The organism is Microbacterium sp. KU4F (assembly GCF_056868075.1).
Genome location: NZ_CP200324.1, coordinates 2,795,916 through 2,816,094, shown reverse-complemented (window position 1 = coordinate 2,816,094; position 20,179 = coordinate 2,795,916). Strand labels below are relative to the sequence as shown.

Here is a 20,179-nt window from a genome sequence, read left to right as displayed (position 1 = left end):
ACCGCGAGAGGAGACGCCCCTCACCCCCAGAGCATCGCCTCCACGTCGTCCACGAGCGCCGGCGCGCCGCCCGCCATCGCGATTCGCTCGCCGATGTGTCGGGATGCGGCGGCGAACCGCGGATCGGCCAGCACACGGTCGACGGCGCGGGCGATCTGCGTCGGCGACGGCCGCCCGGTGCCGAGGCTGATTCCGGCGCCGGAGAACTGCACGCGCGCCGAGGTCTCGACCTTGTCCTCGCTGTCGCCGGCCACGACGATCGGTACGCCGTGGCGCATGGCGTGGTGCAGTCCCCCGTATCCGCCGTTCGTGACGAAGACGTTCGTGCGCGGCAACAGGCGGTCGTAGGGCAGGTAGTCCGCGGCGAAGGCGTTCTGCGGTAGCGGCGGCAGTTCGGATGCGGCGCGGCCGCCGGCGGTGAGGACCACCTGCACCGGCCGGTCGGCGAGGGCCTGCAGCGACGGGCCGATGAGCTCGGAGAAGTCGGTGTTCGCCACCGTCCCCTGCGTCACGTGCACGACGGGCAGGTGGGGGTCGAGTCGGTCGATGAGCTCCCCCGCAGATCCGCTGGATGCGGCGGGCGCCGCCATCGGCCCGTAGAAGCGGAGGTGCGCGGGGGCGTCGCTGCGGGGGTACTCGAATTCGGCGACGGTGAACTGGGCGAGCAGGTCGCTGCGCGCGAGCACGTCCATGAAGAAGGCGCCGTCGAGCCCCGGGGCGTCGAGCCGGGCGAGCAGGTCGTCGAGCGCGCGATGGGCGCCCGACAGCACCCAGCGGGCGGAGCGGTTGAGCACCGCATCCCGCATCCGTCCGATGCCGCGCCAGCGCGCCGGGATGATTCCGAGCCCGTAGGGCGGGCAGTCGCGGCTGGAGAAGCCGGCGGGGCCGACCCCGCACATGACCACGAGCGGGCGTTCGGATGCGGGGCGCGCCAGCAGCCCCTGCACGCCGAGGAAGGTCATGTCGTGGAAGACGACGTCGACCGGATTTTCTGCGAGGAGGGCGTCGAGCTTCTGCGCGGCGGGCAGCGCCGGGCGCACGAAGGCCTCCTCCACGCCGGCGTTGATGGTCGCGATGCCGCGGTTGCGCCCGGAGGCACCCACGGAGTCGAGCGTGTCTGCTTCGGCGGGCAGGGCGACGAAGTCGACACCCGCAGCCTGCACGCGGTCTGCGTAGCGCGCGCCGGTCAGCATCCGCACGCGCCACCCGCGCCGCAGCAGTTCCCGTCCGACCACGAGCATCGGGTCCACGTGACCCACGGCGGGCATCGCGCAGAGCAGCGCGGACCGATTCGTAATTGACATGTTCGCCACACTAATAGATATTGAGGCACACCAACAGATCCGGGAGGACCGATCATGAGCACAGTAACCACGCGAGCGACCACGAAGCATCCCGCCTTCGCCGAGACGGATGCGAGGGTGTGGGCACGATGGGGCGGTGGGCTGATCGCGGCGGGCGGCGCACTGCTGCTCGCCGCGACCGTGGTGGAGGTCGGCCTGCGCACCGGACCGACCGGCCCGACCCTGCCGCTGTTCGCGGTGCTGTTCCTGGCGAGCGCGGCGATCCTCGCCGCGGCGATGTTGCCGCTCGCCCTGGGCACGATGGCGGCGAACGGCATCACGGGCGGCCGGGTGCGGGGCACCTTCGCGCTACTCGGCTTCGGGGCGGTGTTCTTCGCGAACCAGCTCGTCTACTACGTGATCACCTACGGCACGCCGGGCGGCGCGGACGCGACGCTCGGATGGCTGCCGCTCACCCTCGGGATCGTGCAGCTCGTGCTCCTCATCGTCGGCGCGGTTGGTGCCGTGCGCGCCGGGATCGCGACCGGCGCGGCGCGGTGGGCGCTGCTGACGCTGGCCGCGGTGGTCGCGGTGACGGGTGGGCTCGCGTCGGCGAGCGACGACGTGGCGACCGTCACGATCGCGCTCGTGGCGTCGTGCGTGGCACAGATCGTCGTCGGCGGGGTGTTCCTCGCTGCGCGTCCGGCCGCGAGCGGCGGTACGGTCTGAGGATGCCCCGCGCGTACCACTCCCCCCGTCGCGAGGCCGAGGCGGCGGCGACGCGGGCCGGCATCGTGACGGCGGCGGCGGGGCTCTTCATCCGCGACGGCTACGCGGCGACGTCGATGAAGGCGATCGCCGCAGAGGCGGGCGTCTCAGCGCAGACCGTGCAGCTGCACGGCCCCAAACACGCGCTGCTCATCGCAGCGTTCGAGACCTCGTTCGCCGGCGACGAGGGGGCGCACTCGCTCACGGAGCGCCCCCTGATCGCCGAGATCATGGCGGAGCCGGAGTTCGAGACCGCGCTCGCACGCTACGTCGCCTTCCTCACCGAGGCGAACCGGCGATCGGCGGCGATCGTGCAGGCGATGATGGCGGCGGCGGATGCGGATGCGGCGGCCCGCGCGGCCTACCTCGAGCTCGAAGAACGGCGCCAGCGCGACATGCGGTTGAGTGCGGGCTGGTTCGCGTCTCGCGGCCGCATCCCGGAAGCGTCGGTGGATGTAGCCGCGGATGTTCTGGGGCACCTGACGGGGCCGGCCACGTACCTTCACTTCACGCACGCGCGCGGATGGTCCGACGAGCAGTACGGCGCCTGGGTCACCACCCAGCTCACCCACCTCGCCGACTCCCTCCCACCCTCCGGTCGTTGAGCGAGCGCAGCGAGACGAAACGCCCCACCGGAGCGCCTCGCAACGCAGAACTACTCACCCGGCCCCAAACCGCAACACGCCCTCATTCCGCCCCGGATCAGGACAGTATGTGCTTGTCCCCCATTCGGTGGACTGTGTCCAACGAACCGATCACCGTAACATCGCACGCAGAGACGCGCCCCATGAATCCAGATGAATCACCCGACACATCACCGTCACATTCACCTGATAACGTGCGGCCCGTCAGCAAGGCACGACTGATGAAGGGGGAGGATGTGTCGACCGATTTCGAGGTCGACGCGACGACGGAGTCGCGGATAGCGAAGAACGCGTCACCGTCTCTTCCCGACCATTTCTTGCAGCCCAAGACTCCGGCGACCTCGCCGCAGCCCATCATTTCGGATGCGGCCCGCCAGTCCCTCACGACCGGACCGGTTCACACCCACGACCGGATGCCGAAGAACTGGCGCCGCAGCTACCAGCGCCGTCTGTGGATCAGCGACCTTCTCGCCGTCGTGTGGGTGGTCTACGGCACCCAGATCGCGTGGTTCGGTCTCGGCAACGCTCAGATCGCGATGGCCGGCGATTCCCGCTGGACCGACCTCTCGTATTGGGTCTTCTCCGCAATTCTCGTGATCGCCTGGATGGGGGCCCTGTCGTGGAGTGACTCCCGCAGCCCTCGTGTGTTCGGGAGCGGATCCGCGGAGTATGTGCGCGTCGCCGATTCGAGCCTGCGCCTGTTCGGCGGCGTCGCGATCATCGCGTTCCTGTTCCAGATCGATCTGGCGCGCGGGTTCCTGCTGATCAGCCTGCCGCTCGGCATCCTCGTGCTGGTCACGGTGCGCTGGCTGTGGCGGCAGTGGCTCGTCGCGCAACGGTCGGTCGGAGAGTACGCCGCGCGCGTGCTGCTGGTCGGTTCAGTTGAGTCGGTGACGCACATCGCGCGCGAACTGGCTCGCACGCCGAGCGCCGGCTACAAGGTGGTCGGTGCGTGCACTCCCACGGGCAAGGTCGGCGCTCTCGTTCCGGGAACCGAGATTCCGATGATGGGCAGCGTCAACGCGGTCGATCGTGCGATGGAGCGCGCTGGCGCCGATACGGTCGCCGTCACGAGCACCGACGAGCTGCCGCCCTCGAAAGTGAAGGAGATCTCCTGGGGGCTGCAGGCCGGCCGCCAGCACCTGGTGCTCGCGCCGAGCATCGTCGACATCGCAGGCCCGCGCCTGCACACCCGCCCCGTCGCCGGACTCCCCCTGATCCACGTCGAAACACCGCGCTTCAGCAAGGGCCAGCTCTTCCTGAAGCGCACGGTCGACATCCTCGGCGCCTCGCTCTTCATCGTCCTTCTCTCACCACTGCTACTCGCCGTGACCATCGCGGTTTCGTCAACGAGTATCGGCCCCCTTCTGTACAAGCAAGAGCGCATCGGTCGTAACGGTGAGCCGTTCAAGATGCTCAAGTTCCGGTCGATGCGCGTAGGCGCCGACAAGGAGCTGAAAGCGCTTCTCGAAGCGCAGGGCACGAGCGAGAAGCCGCTGTTCAAAATCAAGGACGACCCTCGCATCACTCCGGTGGGCAAGTTCATCCGCAAGTATTCGCTCGACGAGCTGCCGCAGCTGTTCAACGTGCTGGGCGGCTCGATGAGCCTGGTCGGCCCTCGTCCGCAGATCGCGGCGGAGGTGGCTCTGTATACGGATGCCGCGCGCCGACGTCTACTAGCCCGTCCGGGCCTCACGGGTCTCTGGCAAGTGAGCGGCCGCTCTAGTCTCGATTGGGAGGATGCTGTGCGCCTCGACCTTTACTACGTCGAGAACTGGTCGCTTGTCAGCGACATAGCGATTCTGATGAAGACAGCCAAGGCTGTTGTAGCGCCCGGCGAGTCAGCGCACTGACTTCACCATGCGTGCCCGTCGCGCCCTGCCCGCAAATAAACCGACCCCTTGAGCTTGCAACTCAACCGCACATCCTACGCAACGGAGGAATCGCTTGCGCACAGTACTCGTCACTGGCCACGCTGGCTTCATCGGATACCACCTAGCGACTCTGCTACTGCGCGAAGGACACAGGGTCGTCGGAGTTGATTCGATGTCGGACTACTACGACCCAGATTTGAAGCGAGCTCGACTGGCGGAGCTAACTACGTTTGAGCGGTTCGAGCACAACGAGTTCTCTATAGTTGACGAAGGCAGACTGAGACAGCTCATCGAATCGACTAAGCCAGAGATCGTTGTTCATCTCGCCGCCCAGGCCGGAGTTCGCTACAGTCTTGAGGCGCCGGAAGCGTACATCTCGTCGAACATTCTGGGCACGTTCAATCTGCTCAACACTCTGAAGGACAACAGGCCCTCCCATCTGCTCCTCGCGTCGACTTCTTCGGTCTACGGGGGGAACCGCGCGCTGCCATTCTCGGAGTCGGACCGCACCGACTTCCCTGTGTCTCTCTACGCCGCGACGAAGAAAGCTACAGAAGATCTTGCGCATTCATATGCCCACCTCTGGGAGCTGCCCACGACGTGCTTCCGGTTCTTCACCGTGTATGGCCCATGGGGGCGTCCTGACATGGCGCTGTTCAGGTTTGTGAAAGCACTACGCGCTGAAGAACCGATCGATGTGTACGGCGGCGGTCATATGAAGCGTGACTTCACGTACGTCGCAGATCTCGTTCACTGCATCAGCCGGTTGGCTGATGCGCCGCCTTCACCCGGCCTCGAGGTTGGGGAATGTGACTCTGTCAGTCCAGTCGCCCCGTTCCGTACGGTAAACATAGCCGGCGGCGCTCCGGTCGGCCTGCTCGATTTCATCGAGGCGGTCGAGCAGGCGACGGGAGCTGAGGCGGCACGGAATCTGTTGCCGATGCAGCCTGGTGATGTCGTCGCCACGAGTGCCAATGTTGGCCTACTGCGTGAGTTAATCGGAGAGGTACCGTCGACCCCCGTCTCTGTAGGCGTCGCAGAGTTCGTCAAGTGGTATGACGAGTTCTACGGCGGATCCTCCATCACGACGGGGGTGTCATGACGGCGCGCGGGCGGGATCTGCAGGACGAGCAAAGCCGTGCATGCGCCGAGGCGAGCGACGTTGGTCGCACCTTCCGCCTATCCGGACACGTAGCGTTCGTAGTTAATTCCGATAGGGCGTTTGTGACCCATCGAGCGCCTTGGGGGAGCGCATTGCAATCCGCTGGCGCTCACGTGACGGTCTTCGCCCCAGACACCGGCTACCGGAAAGCCATCGAGCGACTTGGATTCGATTTCGTAGAGCTCGACCTTGGGCGAGAGAACATCAGCCCGATCAAGGCCGCTCGCGCGGCCATGATCTTGATTACATGGGTTCTTCGCACGAAACCTGCTGCTGTGTTCTTGATCCAGACAGCCGCCTATACCCTTGGCTGGCTGGCAGCGCCGCTCGCCCGCCGCACTCGCTTTGTGCGTGTAGCGGGCGGCATCGGACGCGCACTGAGTGAAGAGGCCAGTGCGGCCTCCACCAAGATCGCGAGAGCGCTCATTGCACTCGGCAAGCTACCCGCGAACGTGTTTACATTGTTTCAGATCGATAGCGACCGAAACTACTTCCTGGCAAATAATCTCGCTCGGACAGAACGATCAATGGTTCTACCTGGCACCGGAATCGACACAAATGTTTGGACGCCGGCCACTCGGATCGCAAACTCGGCCGGCATCCCGGCTACGGTCGCCTTCGTCTCCCGACTCTACGCCGAGAAAGGAGTGCGCGAGTTTGTTGAAGCCGCGAGGGCGCTTCGAGGGAACCGAGCTCGATTCGTCCTTGTAGGCGAGCCCGACGAAGGAGTCTCGTCGAGCATCGCGAAGGAGGAAATAGACGCGTGGCGTGAGCAGGGTTTGATTGAGTATTGGGGCCATCGGGACGATATGCTTAATGTGTACCAGCAGCTTGATCTGCTGGTTTTCCCTTCACGCCATCCGGAAGGCACACCGCGCACTCTCATCGAGGCAGCTGCCTGCGGCGTTCCAGCTATCGTCTCGAATCAGCCGGGCTGCCAAGCAGTTGTCATCGATGAAGTGACCGGTTGGGTGCTCAAGGAGGCAACCGAAGTAGAGATCGCAGCGGCGGTGGAGGCCGCCCTAAGCGCGCCAGAACTCCTCAAGAGCGCAAGCGCTGCTGCAAGGAAACGAGCTGTTCGGGAGTTCGGCCTGGAGCGCGTAATTCGTGGGGTACTAAATCTGGCGGGAGCAAGATCGCTCACGAAAGGCGCGTCCGTCACGGGAAGTCTAGGCCGGGACGCATCGACGGAGGAACGATGAGAATCGGAGCAAGCGGGACTGTCCGCGAAGGTAGCGGAATAGGCGTACTTCAGCGCGCCCTGTATCCCCGATTAAAGACACGCGGCATCGAGATCAGCGTCTCACGAAACCGAGACGTTGGTTCAGGTGTGCGCCATAAAGTAGTCGGACTAATTCGCGGACTAACGCCAGCAAGGGGTCGGTACGAATGCTACTTCTCTGTGGTACCGCCGCTTCCGCTCGGCCTCCGCATGCCGATCGTCTCTGTCGTGCACGACCTACGTTGGCGCCATACCCGAGGAGGTTTGGCTCAGCGCTATCGCGAGTGGGACCTACGGCGAACCGTCTCCCGTTCTGAGGTTGTGATTTGCGTGAGCGAGCGGACCAGAGCTGATCTCGTCCGCTACATACCGGCGGCCTCAGCAAAGGCTCGAGTCGCATGGCTGGGTCCCGGGCTGTTCGACAATTACAAACCGAGTGGCTCGAAAGCGGCTGGAAGCGTGCTACTTGTCGGGGGAGCATCCCACAAGAGGAACGAACTTGCCGCAAAAGTTATCGGAGACCTGCCGCGCGACAGATTCAGCTCTGTTGTCGGCGTGGGCCTAAGTGAGGACGCAAAGCGCACACTAGAACAGTCTCTCGGAGCGGATTCATGCACCTGGCTCATGCGCATCTCCGATGATGAGATGCGCCACGAATACCTGAAGGCTGACTACTTCATGCTTCTAGGAACCGACGAGGGATTCGGGCTGCCATACATCGAAGCGCTGGCTGCAGGATGCACCGTGATCGCATCGGACCAGAGCCTGACGCAGGAGCTTCTTGGGGGCGCAGGAATCTTGGCGACGTTGGGCGAGCCGGCCGCGATGGCCAATCAGATAGCGAGCTCGACCAAACCTTCGGTCGCCCATGTCAGTGAAGTCTTGACACGGTATTCCTGGGATACGTTCGCGGAGCTAGTCGTCGACTCATTGCGAGCCGCCGCCGGTGCGCGATGATGAGCAGTATGAGCAATTCCCCCTCGATTGCGAGAGGATTGCGTGCACTGTATGCCGACCAGGGACCTCTCCCATCGTTCAAGGATGTCCTGAAGGCCATGGCTAAGTCGGTGTTCGTAGTGCGTCATATGTCCGTGACGCTCTTCCGCTGCTCCCAAATCGCAGGACGGACTCTCCCTGCGGCAGGATTCTTGGTGAAGCAGTGGAATCATATGCTCACCGGTGCTGACCTCGCGTGGCAAGCTGACGTCGGAATTGGATTGACTCTCCACCATCCGACAGGAGTCGTTTGGGGCCCGGGAGTCAGGATTGGATCAGACTGTCGAGTGCAGCAAGGCGTAACGCTTGGTGGGCGTGGTGGATCGAATGACGACGGGTCACCCACAGTAGGCGACCGCGTGGTGCTGGGTGCAGGATCACGTATACTCGGGCCGATTGATATCGGGGATGACTGCGTCATTGGCGCGAACGCTGTAGTAGTAAGAGATATACCTTCGGGCTCTACCGCAGTCGGAATTCCTGCGAAGGTTCTTCCCTCCCGAAGGGAGATTCAATGAACGATCGGCGCTCGACGTCATTGAAGGGTTCGCCCACAACGACGTTGCTCATCCGGATGATTCGCGGTGCTGCGGGTCCACTGATCGGAGCAGTGGCGCTATTCGCACTACCGCTTGCTGGCGCTGCTCTCCTGAATACGGAGAGCTTCGCCTTCTGGGCAATCTTGTCGTCGATATCCACCGTTGCCCTATCCTTGGACTTCGGCGGAGTGGCGCTGCTGACGGCGCGGTTCCATGCAGAGCGACGCCGACGTCTAGTGCTGATAGCAAGTGCCCTGTCCGCCCTGGGCGCCGTCGTTGTCGGATCTGTTGCATGCATAGCTTGGTTGTTCTACGCAGACACCGAGATGGGGCGATCGATACCGCTGAGCATCGCTTTGTCAGCGATTGGGGCGATGGCATTGGCGTCCGCGATCAGAAGCGTTTTGATGGTTTACGCGCAAGCGGCGTTGATTGTAGAGGACCAATTCCTGCGCAACCTCACGACTGCCGGTCAAGCGTTGCTGGCGAGTATCATTACTATCGCGGTTTTGGCAGTGTGGCACACGTATTGGGCGCTGCCGATCGGCTGGATGCTATCCGGCTTAATGGTTCTAGCCCCCACTGTCTGGATGGGTGATCGCCGGCTGCGACTGAGGGACTTCCGGCCGACGATACAACAAGACTTCCGGCTCCGCAGCTTCGCGTCGGTCAGGACGCTCTCTACTCTCCTTGGAGCCGCAGCCCAACAAGGTGACCGTTGGGTCATCGGCGCAATCGGTGGGCCAACAGTTCTCGCCGCCTACGAGATTGCTTGGCGATTCGCGATGTTGCCGCGGTTTCTGGTGCAGAATCTCACAATTCGCGTCGGCGCAGACTCAGCTTCAATGATGAACGCAGACAAAGATAGGCTCCGTGAGCTGCTCAATCTGTCAATACGACTCGGCGCTGCAGTCTGTGCGCTGGCAAGCCTGCTTGTAGCCGCGGGGTACGGCGGTTACACCACACTACTGGGAAGTCAGCCTGAGTGGCTGCTGATCGCGTCAATGCTGATTGCGTTCGGCGCCCTCGGCGTGGCCTCTCCGCTATCTTTCACCGGCGCCGCACTCGGCCGCGGGGGAATTGACATCCCCTACCTGGGGCTCATCTTGATAGCGGCGGCCGGAGCGGCGACCCTGTCTACGATCTATGCAGACGTCTGGATCTTCGTTTTCGGCTATCTACTTGGCACCCTGTGCGGAGCAGTAGCCCTCGCCGCATATGCGCCAACGCTTCTGTCACGATCACTTCTTCTCCGTAGTTCCACACAAGTCGGCGAGGTTGCGTGATGAGTAGAGAGTCGATTGACGAAAGTCGTCTGAGTGCTGGCATAGTCCGCCTTGTGCACCTCCAGAAGAGTGCGCTGCGGGGCCCAGTGGCGAGGCTACTTCTTTGGATCCTGGGCGTCGATATCCCGAAACAAGTCCGTGTTGGAAGCGGATTTAAGCTGGGGCATCCAACAGCGGGGATTGTCATTCACCCCTCGACGACCATTGGGGATAACGTCACAATCTTCCATGGAACTACGATTGGCAGGGCAGAAGCCTGGCGGCCGAGCTCCGAGATGTCTGACTCTGAAGGCGTCTCTGTTGGCTCTGATGTAGTCATCGGAGCAGGGGCGGTGGTCCTCTTCAGAAGCGGAGCGAGGACCATACTGGGCGACGGCGCAATTGTCGGCGCGAATGCTGTTCTCACGCATAGCGTGGGTCCGGGTGAGATATGGGCCGGAAACCCAGCCCGACTTGTTGGGACTATCCAGAGCAGGAAGAAATGATGACATTTCTCCGGCCTGCTGGCACCGTCACTCGAGTCATCGGAGCGCTCCCGTGACGGCACTGGGCGTCATCTTCTCTGCCGCGTGCCTCGTTTCCCTATTCTGGGGTCGACGTGGAGCCTTGTTCGTCGCGAGCACTTCGATTGCATTCAACGACTCAGCCGCTCTTGTGATTGGTCAAGCCACCATCTCACCGTTCTATCTGAGCATCCTCGTCTATTTGACTGTCTCAATCCTCGCTCCGTCGTGGCGGGCGACCAATCGTCCACGTTCGGGCAGCGGTATTCCTATTGCACTTCTGATCTACGGGGTTCTTAATGCTGTCATAGCTCCGATTATGTTTGAAGGCATCGGCGTTGTGGCGCCAGGAATTGGACTCGACGAGCAGGTAGGTTTTCTAACGCCGCTTTCGTTTACCCTCTCCTCTGTTGCGCAGATGATCTACCTTGGCCTCAACATTGGCCTCATAGTCTTCAACGAGCGGGATGAGATTCTTAACCAGTCATATTTAGCCTGGGGTCTCGGGGTTGGCGTACTAGTCGGCGTATGGGCGTTCTCGAGCTGGCGGCTAGGGCTTAGTTTTCCTCAAGACCTCTTCGACAATAACCCTCGTGGTCAATATATCGTCAACCCTAATCGCCTGCGCGCCCAGTTTAGTGAGGCTTCTCATCTAGGCGGATTCACGGTTGCAGCCCTCGGGTTTTATCTTGCACGCTGCTTCCAGTCGAAGAAACCTGCCGAGATGCTGATGTGGCTGACCTTCTCAGGCGCGTCGGGCCTTCTCCTCGTATCCACAGTTTCGGGCACGGCGACGATTGGTGCGATAGTCGCAGTAGGCGCATTGGGCGTGATCGCTGTTATTGCGCTGATCAGGCGCGGCCCGAAGAGTTTTCGCTTGCCACCCTCCGTGCTGTTCGGCGCGCTCCTGGTGATTGTGCTCATCGCAGTTACGGCAGCCCCGATCGCTAATGCTGCTTCGACCGTGATTGACGGTAAGCAAGGCGGAACGTCTATCGAGACGAGAGGCTACGTGGACAGCCATGCTATCTTGCTGAGCCTGCAGACTGGTGGCCTCGGCGTGGGCCTGGGGAATAATCGTTCCTCTTCGATGGTCCTCATGCTTCTGAGCACAGTCGGCTTGATTGGTACGATACTTTTCGCCGTAGTGGTCCTTCGCGCCGTTTCCAGAGGCTTGTCCGATCCTGCACGGCGCGCGTCCGCGGTCACTCTCGTCGCCTTCACCGCAGCTGCCGCGGTTTCGCTGGCAGATTTCGTGTCTCCGGTTATGTGGCTCTGCATTGCTATGTGCTATCCGCGCGGGGCCCTGCCCGTGCATCAACATCGCCAGGCGCAACACATCCGGGAATACACTCGTCTGCACAGCTAGGATATGACGATCAATACTTGTTCTTATGCTCATTGAGCAATCCCTGACCCTACCTATATCGAAACTCGACGTTTGGATGAGAAGATGAGAATCTCGGTGATCGGTTGCGGCTACCTCGGCGCGGTGCATGCGGCAGCCATGGCATCTATCGGCCATGAAGTAGTCGGGGTGGATGTCGATCAGCGAAAGGTCGCTGTACTGTCGAGCGGCGAGGCGCCGTTCTTTGAGCCGGGACTTTCCGATCTGCTTGTATCAGGAATCGAATCGGGACGGCTAAGTTTCACCACCGACATGGCAGCGGTGAAGGGCGCAATGGTGCATTTTGTGGGAGTTGGGACGCCGCAACAGAGGGACAGCCACGCAGCGGACCTATCTTTCGTGTACTCTGCCGTGGATTCTCTGATTCCTTACCTTGCGGCAGGTGACATTGTGGCGGGAAAGTCGACCGTTCCGGTGGGTACAGCGGCAGAGCTGGCTAAACGTGTGGCCTCTACGGGTGCCACTCTGGTGTGGAATCCTGAGTTCTTGCGCGAGGGTTGGGCAGTTAAGGACACTCTGGAACCCGACCGGCTTGTGGCCGGCGTCCCGGACGGTGAGGCGGGAGCGGCGGCGATCTCGGTGCTGCGGCAGGTGTATGCGCCTGCTATCGCAAATGGGGCGCCATTTCTAGTGACTGATCTGGCCACGGCGGAGTTGGTTAAGGTTTCCGCGAACGCGTTCCTGGCAACGAAGATCAGCTTCATCAACGCCATGGCAGAGATCGCAGAGGTCACTGGCGCTGACGTGAGCAAGCTGGCGGAGGCTATCGGCTACGACGAGCGAATCGGGCGTCAGTTCCTCAAGGCCGGGATTGGTTTCGGTGGCGGCTGCTTGCCAAAGGACATCCGCGCGTTTTCCGCGCGGGCGGAAGAGCTCGGGCGCGGCGAGTCCGTAGCGTTCCTTCGCCAGGTCGACGAGATCAATCTGCGCCGCCGCGACCGCGCTGTACAGCTCGTCGTCGACGGTCTTGGGGGCTCGGTTTTCGAGAAGAAGATCACGGTGCTCGGTGCGGCCTTCAAGCCTCACTCTGACGACATCCGCGACTCTCCGGCCCTCGACGTCGCCGTGCGCCTTCACGGGCTGGGCGCGACCGTGACCGTGACCGACCCCGCGGCGATTGAGAACGCGCGCCGCGTTCATCCCCAGCTCACTTACATCGAGGACCGCGACGAGGCCATCCGCGACGCCGACGCACTTGTGCTCGTCACCGAATGGGACGAGTACCGTCGTCAGCTACCGCCCGAACACGCGTCGTCCCTCACCGTCGGCCGCGTCGTGGTGGACGGCAGAAATGGACTTGACGCGGCGGCGTGGCGCGCCGCGGGATGGTCGTACTACGGTATGGGGCGCCCATGAGGAGCCCGGCTCGAAGGACCACTCGCCAACTCGCACTTGTGGCCTCATGGACGATGGAGGAGAGACGGGCGCGGAGCGACTCCCGCGGTCAGCTCAGGCTCGTTTCTCTGCCTCATCGCCAAAGGTGTGTCCGTTCGCGCCAGATTCATAGGGTGCCTGCATGAGCACTCGGCTCGGCGCCCAGCCGTCCGCGACGGGAGGCCCAAGTCGTCGACCATGGTGCACGCGGTTTCGGCGGGCGCTCCCGGCCGTCGGCGCGGCTCTAACCGTCGCCCTCGGAGGCATGGTTGCGGTCTACTGCTTCCCGGCGGCAGGAGACCCAACAGGCGCTGATCTCGTGTACGTCATTGGGCCAGCGACCGAGAGTCGCTTGGATGAGGCCGAGGCGATCATTCAAGCGACTGGACGCCATGATCTCCTCGTATCGGTGTCACCAGGAGACTCCGCGCAGTTTGCCGCGGCAAAGGTTCCGGCGTGCTCACAGACCCACGTCACGTGCGAGAGTCCCGTGCCCTTCACCACGAAGGGCGAGGCTCTTATGCTGAATGAGTACGCGAAGGCCCACGACGTGCATAAGGTCGTCGTTCTGACCGTCACGCCACACGTTGCGCGAACGCGCTACATCTTCGCCAGGTGCTCGCCCGATGTCGATGTGCAGGTGGTCCCCGTCGACGAGCATCTTCGCTTCGAGGACTGGGTTCGTCAGTTCGTCTACCAGACCGGCGCCTTTGTGAAGGCGATCACCACTCCGTGCGCGAGCGACGACGAATGACGACGCCTACGGCACGACGAGGTCGACTCGCGACTCGGGGTCGCCGTTGACCACGCCCCAGGCTTCGGTAGACCCTTCGGGCAGCACTGCGGTCACGGAGCCGGCGACCGCATCCAGGTGGCGTTTCGACGTCACCGCGATCTGAAGCCGTGTGCCCGACTCCCAGACGTACGCGATGCGTTCCAACTCGGGGTAGTCGAGCCGCCCGGCGAGGTCACGGGCACGGGCGCCGTCTGTTTCGCCGAGCCGGATGAGATCGCTCGCGAACGCCAGCCGAGGCTCGGCGTCGCTCCCGAGAGTGGCGGCGCGGTCTGCCGCGCGCGCGTAGTCCTCCTCCTTCGCCAGCGTCATCACGAGCACATCGTCGCGCAGTCTCATCCCCGTCAGCGGCACCTCGGGGACCAGGGCGTCCCAGGCGGCGAGCGCGCCCTCGACGCGCTCGGGCGCATCCCCCACATCCACGGCTCGGTCCTGCGTGCGCACGAACAGTTCCGACCTCGCCGCGGACGGAGCCTGAGCCACGAGCTCGGGAAGCTCGCGCATCAACTCGATCGCGGCGGCCACATCGACACCCACGAGGGCGATGAACGACTCTGCGATCTCCGCCGAGACCACGCGCTCATCCGCACGGAGAGTGAGCGCCGCTCCCGCGGCTGCCGCATCCGTCTCGAGATGTCCGGTGACGATCAGCTCGACATCGTCCGCGAGCAGCGAGACCAACCCGCGCATCCGCTCGCTGTTCTCCTGCGTATACGAGCTCAGCCGATCGGCGAGCGCCGACAACTCATGATCGGCGAGCCCCGCACGCGCCACGACCTGCCCGCTCACGCCACCGGTGAACGGCTGTTTGTCGTGGCTCGTGAGCTCCACCGAGGCGACCGCGGGATCGTCGCCGAACTCCGCCGCGAACGCTCCCGCCTCGCCGTCTCCCGTGCAACCCGACACCAGCATCGCCGTGAGCGCGAAGGCCGCCGCGACGGCGAACATCCGCCCACTCGTCGCTGCCACCCCGCGCCGTCGCCTCACACCGACCCACTTTATCCAGGCACTTCGCACCGGTACCGGACATCCCACCCAGAGGCTCAGCGCCGATTCGATACCCACCGCGCCTCGCACCTTCGGGATGGTTTCACGGAAGGAGGGCCTGACAACCGTCGCGCCACCTATCGTCCACCACATCGGTAGGAGGTGCTTCACGTTCCAGGTTTCGGCGACCCCGTCGGAAACGCGGCGTCAGTCGTCGAGCGCGGACGTGCACGCACACCGGGCGCCGTCCGCACTGCGGCACGCGTGCGCGTTCTCGACCCGGCGCGCCCGCGTTCATAGCCGGTTCACCGGGTGCACACCGTCGACGACCCTCGCCCGGATAGACCTTTTCTCGGCCCGTCCCGAGGCCGCCGAAAGGACCTTCACAGCTCATGAAGCCCCCGATCCGACGCGCGTGGAGCGCGGCCGCCGTGGCCGCCGCACTCGCACTGATCTCCGCAGCCGCGGCCGCGCCGTCCGTCGCCGAGACGCCCTCGCGCACGGTGGTCATCGACCCCGCCGCCGCCTCCGTCGCCGCACCCGCGTGGCCCTCGATCGATCCCGCAGCGATCGACCCGGCCGCGACCGACTCCGGCCGGGCCGGCGAGTTCGCCGCATCCGTCATCGCCAGCGCCCGCACCGGCGCGCAGGTCCTCGCGGGCGACACCCTCCCCGCCGCCGCGAACACCGTCCGTGCGCACTTCGCCGACTTCATCGCCGCCGGAACCCCGCTGCTCGCGTCCCCCGACGACACCACGCTCATCGCCCTCGCGGGCGACACCGCGACGGTCGTCTTCGCCAACACCTCCAGCGCCCAGGCGACCCTCGAGATCGACGTGCGCTCCTTCGCCGATCACGCCGCCGCGGCCACCACCGTGCACACCACCAGTGCGGCGGGCGAGCTCGTCGCCGCACCGGCGACGCCCGTGCCCTCCTCCGGCACGATCACCGTCACCGCCCCCGCGCACTCGATCGTCACCGCCGTCACCACCGGCCTCGTCGTCGCCCAGGCCCCGGTGACGACCACCGCACGCGTCGCGCCCGCATCCGCCCTCGTCGGCGAAGGCCAGCTGCGTCTCGTCGAGTCGTCGTACGCGCCCGGCAAGGTCATCGAACTCGGCAACCCCGGCGCCCAGCCCACCGGACCGACGGGCGCGACCTACCCCGCCCCCGCGGCCGTGTTCACGATCTCGGGCGTCGCCGCCCTTACGCAGAAGCAGGCCGTCGTCTTCTCCCCCGTCACCGCCCGGGCCGACACCTACGTCATCTCCACCCAGGACGGCCGCGTGCTCTCGCGCCGCGACAACGCCGCGAGCGACTTCCGCTACCTGCAGCTCACCGAGCGCACCATCGACGACGCCGCCACCGACCCCTACGCGCAGTGGACCGCCGTCGACGCCGGAAACGGCGAGGTCTCGCTCCAGAACGTGCAACGGGATGCGGGCGGCGCCATCGCGGCCCTCGACCTCTACAACTGGAAGACCGCCGACGCCTCCGAGGTGCAGACCTACACCGCCAGCGGCGCCGCCGTGCAGAAGTGGAAGATCCACCCCCTCACCGCCACCGTCTCGACCGACACCGTCATCGTCCAGCCCGGCGCCGCACCCCAGCTGCCGACGCTGCTGCGCGCCGCCTACGGCTGGGGCACTCGGTTCGAGATGACGACGCTCACCTGGAACCTGCCCGATGAGAACGTCTGGAACACCGACGGCACCGTCACCGTGACCGGCACCGGCATCGGCTACTTCGGCGAGCAGGTGCCCGTCGAAGCGCGCTACCTCGTCGGCTCGCTCTCCGACGGCGCCGACGCGGCGTACACGACCTTCACCGGCGTGCTCGTCAAAGAGCTCCAGATGCGCGCACCCCGCACCGTCGTCCGCGGCGTGTCCGGATCCGAGGCCACCGTCGACGCACCTGTCACCTGGGACTGGTCGCGCGTCACCGACGCCGACTTCGCCGCTGCCGGCACCGTCACCGTCCCCGCCTCCGCGAAGAGCGGGTTCGCGGCGAACCTCGTCATCACCGTCACCCCCGCCGCAGCCACCAACATCCTGCGCGGCGCCGGCGTGCACCACACCGTCACACACATGGACGGCTCGAACTTCCAGCTCACCGACGGGGTGCGCACCATCTCGGGCTTCTCCGACTGGCGATCGGGCGGCGCATCCAACCGCGTCAACCCGAACACGATCACGTTCTACCTCGACGAGCCCCGGCAGGTCACCGGCGCCGCGGTGTTCGACATCGCCGGAAAGCAGAACATCGGCACTGTCACGGTGCAGTACCGCACCCTCACCGGCGGGTGGGCGAACCTGCCCGGCACCGACTGGCCGGTCACCAACCCCGCCCCCGATCTCAGCCTCGAGGTCACGAACGACCCGGTCATCGCCACCGGCGTGCGCGTGATCATCACCAACAAGTCCGCGAACACGTGGATGACCCTCTCCGAGATCGAGGTCTCGGGACTCACGGCGGGAGACGCACGATGATCCGCTCCGCTGCGCCCCTCACCGACCCATCCACCGAGGAGACCTCGTTCATGTCACGAACGACCCGCCGTGCCGTCACGGTCGCGACCATCACCGCCATCGCCGGCTCCGTGCTGCTGGGCGGCACAGCCGCATCCGCCGCCACACCGAACACGGCCACCCCGCCGAGCCCGGCCGGATCCGAAGCCGGCGGCGACCGCTCCAGCTTCGTGCTGCCCGTGCTGCCCGACACACAGTTCTACTCCCGCTACAGCGCCTCGCAGTTCGTGCCCCAGTACGGCACGAACCCGTTCGAAGTGCAGACCCAGTGGATCGTCGACAACCAGCGCGAGCTCAACATGCCCTTCGCCGTGCACGTGGGCGACGTCGTCGACCAGCAGGGGCAGAGCGGCGAGTGGGATGCGGCCGCCAAGGCCATGAAGATCCTCACCGACGGCGGCGTGGACTACTCGGTCCTTCCCGGCAACCACGACGTGAGCGACATGAACGCCCGCTCCTCGGTGGGCATCTCGGGCAACTACCTCGCCCGCTTCGGCGAGTCCCAGCTTCGCGCTCAAGCGGGCGACGGCCTGATCGGCACCTTCCAGAACGGACTCTCGTCGGCCTACCTGTTCGAAGCCGAGGGTCACACCTGGATGTCGCTCGCGATCGCCTGGAACGCCTCCGACGACACCTTCGCGTGGGCGCAGGGCGTGCTCGACGCGCACCCCGGAATCCCCGTCATCCTATCCTCCCACGCGATCATCGGCATCGCCGAAGACCAGGTGTCACCCGCATCCTGGTGGTGGGGCGAAGAGCTCTGGAACCGGCTCATTAAGAGCAACGACGAGATCATCCTCACCGTCAACGGACACTTCCACGGCTCCACGTCGCAGACACGCACGAACGACGCCGGTCACCCGGTGTACCAGGTGCTCACGGACTACCAGATGGCCGCCGACGGCGGGAACGGCATCATGAGCCTGTTCGAGTTCAACCTCTCCGGCGGCGACATCACCCTGTCGACCATCTCGCCGTGGGTGCCCAAGAAGCACGCGAACTCCGTCACGTCCACCGACGCGCCGGTGCTGACCGGCTCCGGGCAGAACCTCACGATGCCCCTCGACTTCCGCTCCCGCTTCGGCTGGACGATCGACCCGTCCGAAGAGGACGACGTCAACCTCTCGGCGCGCGCGAAGGCGATCGTGTCGCAGGGATGGAGCGGCTCGAACGGCGGCGCCGAGCGCGCCGTCGCAGGAGCCTCCAACGACTACATCCAGGTCGACGGCACCATCGCGCACTGGCGGTTCGGCGGCGTGCCCGAGGGAGTCGTCGACGAGAACTCGGTGATCCCCGACGTCGCGGGCGACAGCCCGATGTACCGCAACGCGATCGACCAGACCGATGCGAACGAGGCCCTCGACGACGTGAAGGTCTCGCATGAGAACCACGCGTACTACTCGTCCGACTTCGGCGCGGTGTGCTTCAGCAACGTCTATCGCAACGCGTCCGGCCCCGACAACCTGTCGTTCCTGTCGACCGAGTACGGGGCGCCTGCGACCTTCGCCGACCTGACCGCCTCGACCGGTTACACGCTGGAGAGCTTCCTGCAGCTCGACGAAAGCTGGACCGAGACGGCCAACCGATGGGGCGCGGCGATCACCCGCGGCGGCTCACGCGAGTGGACCGGCATCCACGACTCGGCGGACCCGGGCGCGGGCGCCGCGTGGCTCGGCATCTCGAGCCTGCGCGAGTACCAGTTCTCCGCCGGCGACACCGCAACGGGCAACGCGTACACCAACTGGTCGGGCGAGATCATGCCCGGCTCGTGGCACCACGTCGCGATCGTCAACGACCCGGGCGCTCGCACCGTGATCATGTACGTCGACGGCGTGCCGGTGCTGCGCAACGCGTCGAACGTCGGCGGGATGATGGCCGCCGACTTCATGCCGTGGATCATCGGCACCTCGACGTGGGACACCGAGCCCGACCACGGCTGGAACGGATGCGTCGGCGAGACGCGCATCGTCGACCACGCCCTGTCGCAGAGCGAGTTCCTCACCCAGCGCGTCGACATCGACGGCACGGGCGCGAACTTCGCGCTCACGACCGACACCGGCACGGTGCTCGCGCACGATGCCAAGATCACCGAGTTCGCCGGAACCGGCTTCCCGGGCGCGAAGATCACCGTCACGGCGGGAGAGGCGCGCCTCGGCGAGGCCGTCGTCGCGCAGGACGGCAGCTGGAAGGCGACTCTCGACGCGCCCGTCGCGGGCTCCGGCGCACACGCCTTCGCTTTCACCCAGGCGATCGGCACCCGCTCCGGCAAGCCCTTCGAAGCGACCGTCACGATCGGTCGGAACACCGCATGGAGCCCCGTCGAGAGCGACCTGTCCGACACCCTCGAGGGCCTCATCACGGTGACCCCCGAGAACTTCGTGGCCGGGCAGGCGATCAGCGTGCGCGTGCCGGAGGGACACGAGGGCGAGGAGCTGTCGGCCTTCCTCTTCTCGCAGCCGACGGGCCTCGGGGTGGCGACGGTCGCCGACGGATCCATGCGACTCGTGACACCCGCATCCCTCCCGCTGGGCGTGCACCGCCTCGCGGTCTACACCGCGGACGGCACGATCCTCGGCTGGAGCAACGTGCTGATCAGCGCACCCGCCACCGGCACCGACCCGACGACTCCGGTCGCTGCGGGTCCGGGAGTCTCTGGAGCGCTGCCGACCACCGGAATCGAGGCCGCATCCCTGGTGCTGCTGTTCGCGGCGGGGCTGGGCGCGCTCGCCATCGGCGTGGGCGCAGTACGTCGAGCTCGGCGCCGCTGAGCCGGCATTGATCGTGGCCCCTTCCGCACCACGCGGGAGGGGCC

The 20,179-nt window shown here is 65.1% G+C and carries 16 protein-coding genes; 14 read left to right on the top strand and 2 right to left on the bottom strand.

Annotation, left to right across the window (positions count from 1 at the left end):
* Positions 1-20: 20 nt before the first annotated feature.
* Positions 21-1,304 (bottom strand): glycosyltransferase, encoded by a 1,284-nt coding sequence (locus AC1VNH_RS14155; protein ID WP_483112122.1) that lies wholly within the window; start codon positions 1,302-1,304, stop codon positions 21-23.
* Positions 1,305-1,358: 54 nt separating this feature from the next.
* Between AC1VNH_RS14155 and AC1VNH_RS14150 the strand changes: the two genes are divergently transcribed.
* The 12 genes from AC1VNH_RS14150 to AC1VNH_RS14095 all read left to right on the top strand — a co-directional run bounded on the left by AC1VNH_RS14150 (position 1,359) and on the right by AC1VNH_RS14095 (position 13,813).
* Positions 1,359-2,012, top strand: coding sequence for a hypothetical protein (locus AC1VNH_RS14150; protein ID WP_483112120.1), 654 nt, complete (start codon positions 1,359-1,361; stop codon positions 2,010-2,012).
* Positions 2,013-2,014: 2 nt separating this feature from the next.
* On the top strand, positions 2,015-2,656 hold the full coding sequence (locus AC1VNH_RS14145) for a TetR/AcrR family transcriptional regulator (RefSeq protein WP_483112118.1): 642 nt from the start codon (positions 2,015-2,017) through the stop codon (positions 2,654-2,656).
* Positions 2,653-4,548, top strand: a complete 1,896-nt coding sequence (locus AC1VNH_RS14140; protein ID WP_483112116.1) for a sugar transferase — start codon at positions 2,653-2,655, stop codon at positions 4,546-4,548. The genes AC1VNH_RS14145 and AC1VNH_RS14140 overlap by 4 nt, the downstream gene beginning before the upstream one ends.
* A gap of 94 nt (positions 4,549-4,642) precedes the next feature.
* Complete coding sequence (locus AC1VNH_RS14135; protein ID WP_483112114.1) at positions 4,643-5,671, top strand: NAD-dependent epimerase/dehydratase family protein; 1,029 nt, start codon at positions 4,643-4,645, stop codon at positions 5,669-5,671.
* Complete coding sequence (locus AC1VNH_RS14130; RefSeq protein ID WP_483112112.1) at positions 5,668-6,933, top strand: glycosyltransferase; 1,266 nt, start codon at positions 5,668-5,670, stop codon at positions 6,931-6,933. Before AC1VNH_RS14135 ends, AC1VNH_RS14130 begins: the two co-directional genes overlap by 4 nt.
* Positions 6,930-7,910 carry a glycosyltransferase gene (locus AC1VNH_RS14125; protein ID WP_483112110.1) on the top strand — a complete coding sequence of 327 codons (981 nt, stop codon included), beginning with the start codon at positions 6,930-6,932 and terminating at the stop codon, positions 7,908-7,910. Before AC1VNH_RS14130 ends, AC1VNH_RS14125 begins: the two co-directional genes overlap by 4 nt.
* On the top strand, positions 7,907-8,467 hold the full coding sequence (locus AC1VNH_RS14120) for a serine O-acetyltransferase (RefSeq protein ID WP_483112109.1): 561 nt from the start codon (positions 7,907-7,909) through the stop codon (positions 8,465-8,467). Before AC1VNH_RS14125 ends, AC1VNH_RS14120 begins: the two co-directional genes overlap by 4 nt.
* Positions 8,464-9,774: an oligosaccharide flippase family protein gene (locus AC1VNH_RS14115; protein ID WP_483112107.1), complete on the top strand. Its 1,311-nt coding sequence runs from the start codon at positions 8,464-8,466 to the stop codon at positions 9,772-9,774. Before AC1VNH_RS14120 ends, AC1VNH_RS14115 begins: the two co-directional genes overlap by 4 nt.
* Positions 9,774-10,259, top strand: coding sequence for a serine O-acetyltransferase (locus AC1VNH_RS14110; RefSeq protein ID WP_483112105.1), 486 nt, complete (start codon positions 9,774-9,776; stop codon positions 10,257-10,259). Before AC1VNH_RS14115 ends, AC1VNH_RS14110 begins: the two co-directional genes overlap by 1 nt.
* 52 nt (positions 10,260-10,311) lie before the next feature.
* Entirely contained in the window at positions 10,312-11,646 is a 1,335-nt protein-coding gene (locus tag AC1VNH_RS14105; RefSeq protein WP_483112103.1) for a hypothetical protein, read from the top strand.
* Positions 11,647-11,730: 84 nt separating this feature from the next.
* A complete protein-coding gene (locus tag AC1VNH_RS14100) occupies positions 11,731-13,041 on the top strand; it encodes a UDP-glucose dehydrogenase family protein (protein ID WP_483112730.1) in 1,311 nt (436 codons plus the stop codon).
* Between the two features lie 160 nt (positions 13,042-13,201).
* Positions 13,202-13,813, top strand: a complete 612-nt coding sequence (locus AC1VNH_RS14095; protein ID WP_483112101.1) for a YdcF family protein — start codon at positions 13,202-13,204, stop codon at positions 13,811-13,813.
* A 6-nt stretch (positions 13,814-13,819) separates the two neighbouring features.
* On the opposite strand, the gene AC1VNH_RS14090 is transcribed toward AC1VNH_RS14095, so the two are convergent.
* Positions 13,820-14,800, bottom strand: a complete 981-nt coding sequence (locus AC1VNH_RS14090) for a hypothetical protein (protein WP_483112100.1) — start codon at positions 14,798-14,800, stop codon at positions 13,820-13,822.
* Positions 14,801-15,231: 431 nt separating this feature from the next.
* Between AC1VNH_RS14090 and AC1VNH_RS14085 the strand changes: the two genes are divergently transcribed.
* Both AC1VNH_RS14085 and AC1VNH_RS14080 read left to right on the top strand, forming a co-directional pair.
* Positions 15,232-17,328: an RICIN domain-containing protein gene (locus tag AC1VNH_RS14085; RefSeq protein ID WP_483112098.1), complete on the top strand. Its 2,097-nt coding sequence runs from the start codon at positions 15,232-15,234 to the stop codon at positions 17,326-17,328.
* Positions 17,325-20,135, top strand: coding sequence for a laminin G domain-containing metallophosphoesterase family protein (locus tag AC1VNH_RS14080; protein WP_483112096.1), 2,811 nt, complete (start codon positions 17,325-17,327; stop codon positions 20,133-20,135). Before AC1VNH_RS14085 ends, AC1VNH_RS14080 begins: the two co-directional genes overlap by 4 nt.
* Positions 20,136-20,179: the final 44 nt, after the last annotated feature.

Excerpts from the sequence above, each read along its gene's own strand:
- AC1VNH_RS14145 (WP_483112118.1), top strand. The coding sequence starts at position 2,015 with ATGCCCCGCGCGTACCACTCCCCCCGTCGCGAGGCCGAGGCGGCGGCG.
- AC1VNH_RS14090 (WP_483112100.1), bottom strand. The coding sequence starts at position 14,800 with ATGTTCGCCGTCGCGGCGGCCTTCGCGCTCACGGCGATGCTGGTGTCG.
- AC1VNH_RS14080 (WP_483112096.1), top strand. The coding sequence starts at position 17,325 with ATGATCCGCTCCGCTGCGCCCCTCACCGACCCATCCACCGAGGAGACC.
- AC1VNH_RS14085 (WP_483112098.1), top strand. The coding sequence starts at position 15,232 with ATGAAGCCCCCGATCCGACGCGCGTGGAGCGCGGCCGCCGTGGCCGCC.
- AC1VNH_RS14155 (WP_483112122.1), bottom strand. The coding sequence starts at position 1,304 with ATGTCAATTACGAATCGGTCCGCGCTGCTCTGCGCGATGCCCGCCGTG.
- AC1VNH_RS14150 (WP_483112120.1), top strand. The coding sequence starts at position 1,359 with ATGAGCACAGTAACCACGCGAGCGACCACGAAGCATCCCGCCTTCGCC.
- AC1VNH_RS14095 (WP_483112101.1), top strand. The coding sequence starts at position 13,202 with ATGAGCACTCGGCTCGGCGCCCAGCCGTCCGCGACGGGAGGCCCAAGT.
- AC1VNH_RS14115 (WP_483112107.1), top strand. The coding sequence starts at position 8,464 with ATGAACGATCGGCGCTCGACGTCATTGAAGGGTTCGCCCACAACGACG.
- AC1VNH_RS14120 (WP_483112109.1), top strand. The coding sequence starts at position 7,907 with ATGATGAGCAGTATGAGCAATTCCCCCTCGATTGCGAGAGGATTGCGT.
- AC1VNH_RS14130 (WP_483112112.1), top strand. The coding sequence starts at position 5,668 with ATGACGGCGCGCGGGCGGGATCTGCAGGACGAGCAAAGCCGTGCATGC.
- AC1VNH_RS14110 (WP_483112105.1), top strand. The coding sequence starts at position 9,774 with ATGAGTAGAGAGTCGATTGACGAAAGTCGTCTGAGTGCTGGCATAGTC.
- AC1VNH_RS14125 (WP_483112110.1), top strand. The coding sequence starts at position 6,930 with ATGAGAATCGGAGCAAGCGGGACTGTCCGCGAAGGTAGCGGAATAGGC.
- AC1VNH_RS14100 (WP_483112730.1), top strand. The coding sequence starts at position 11,731 with ATGAGAATCTCGGTGATCGGTTGCGGCTACCTCGGCGCGGTGCATGCG.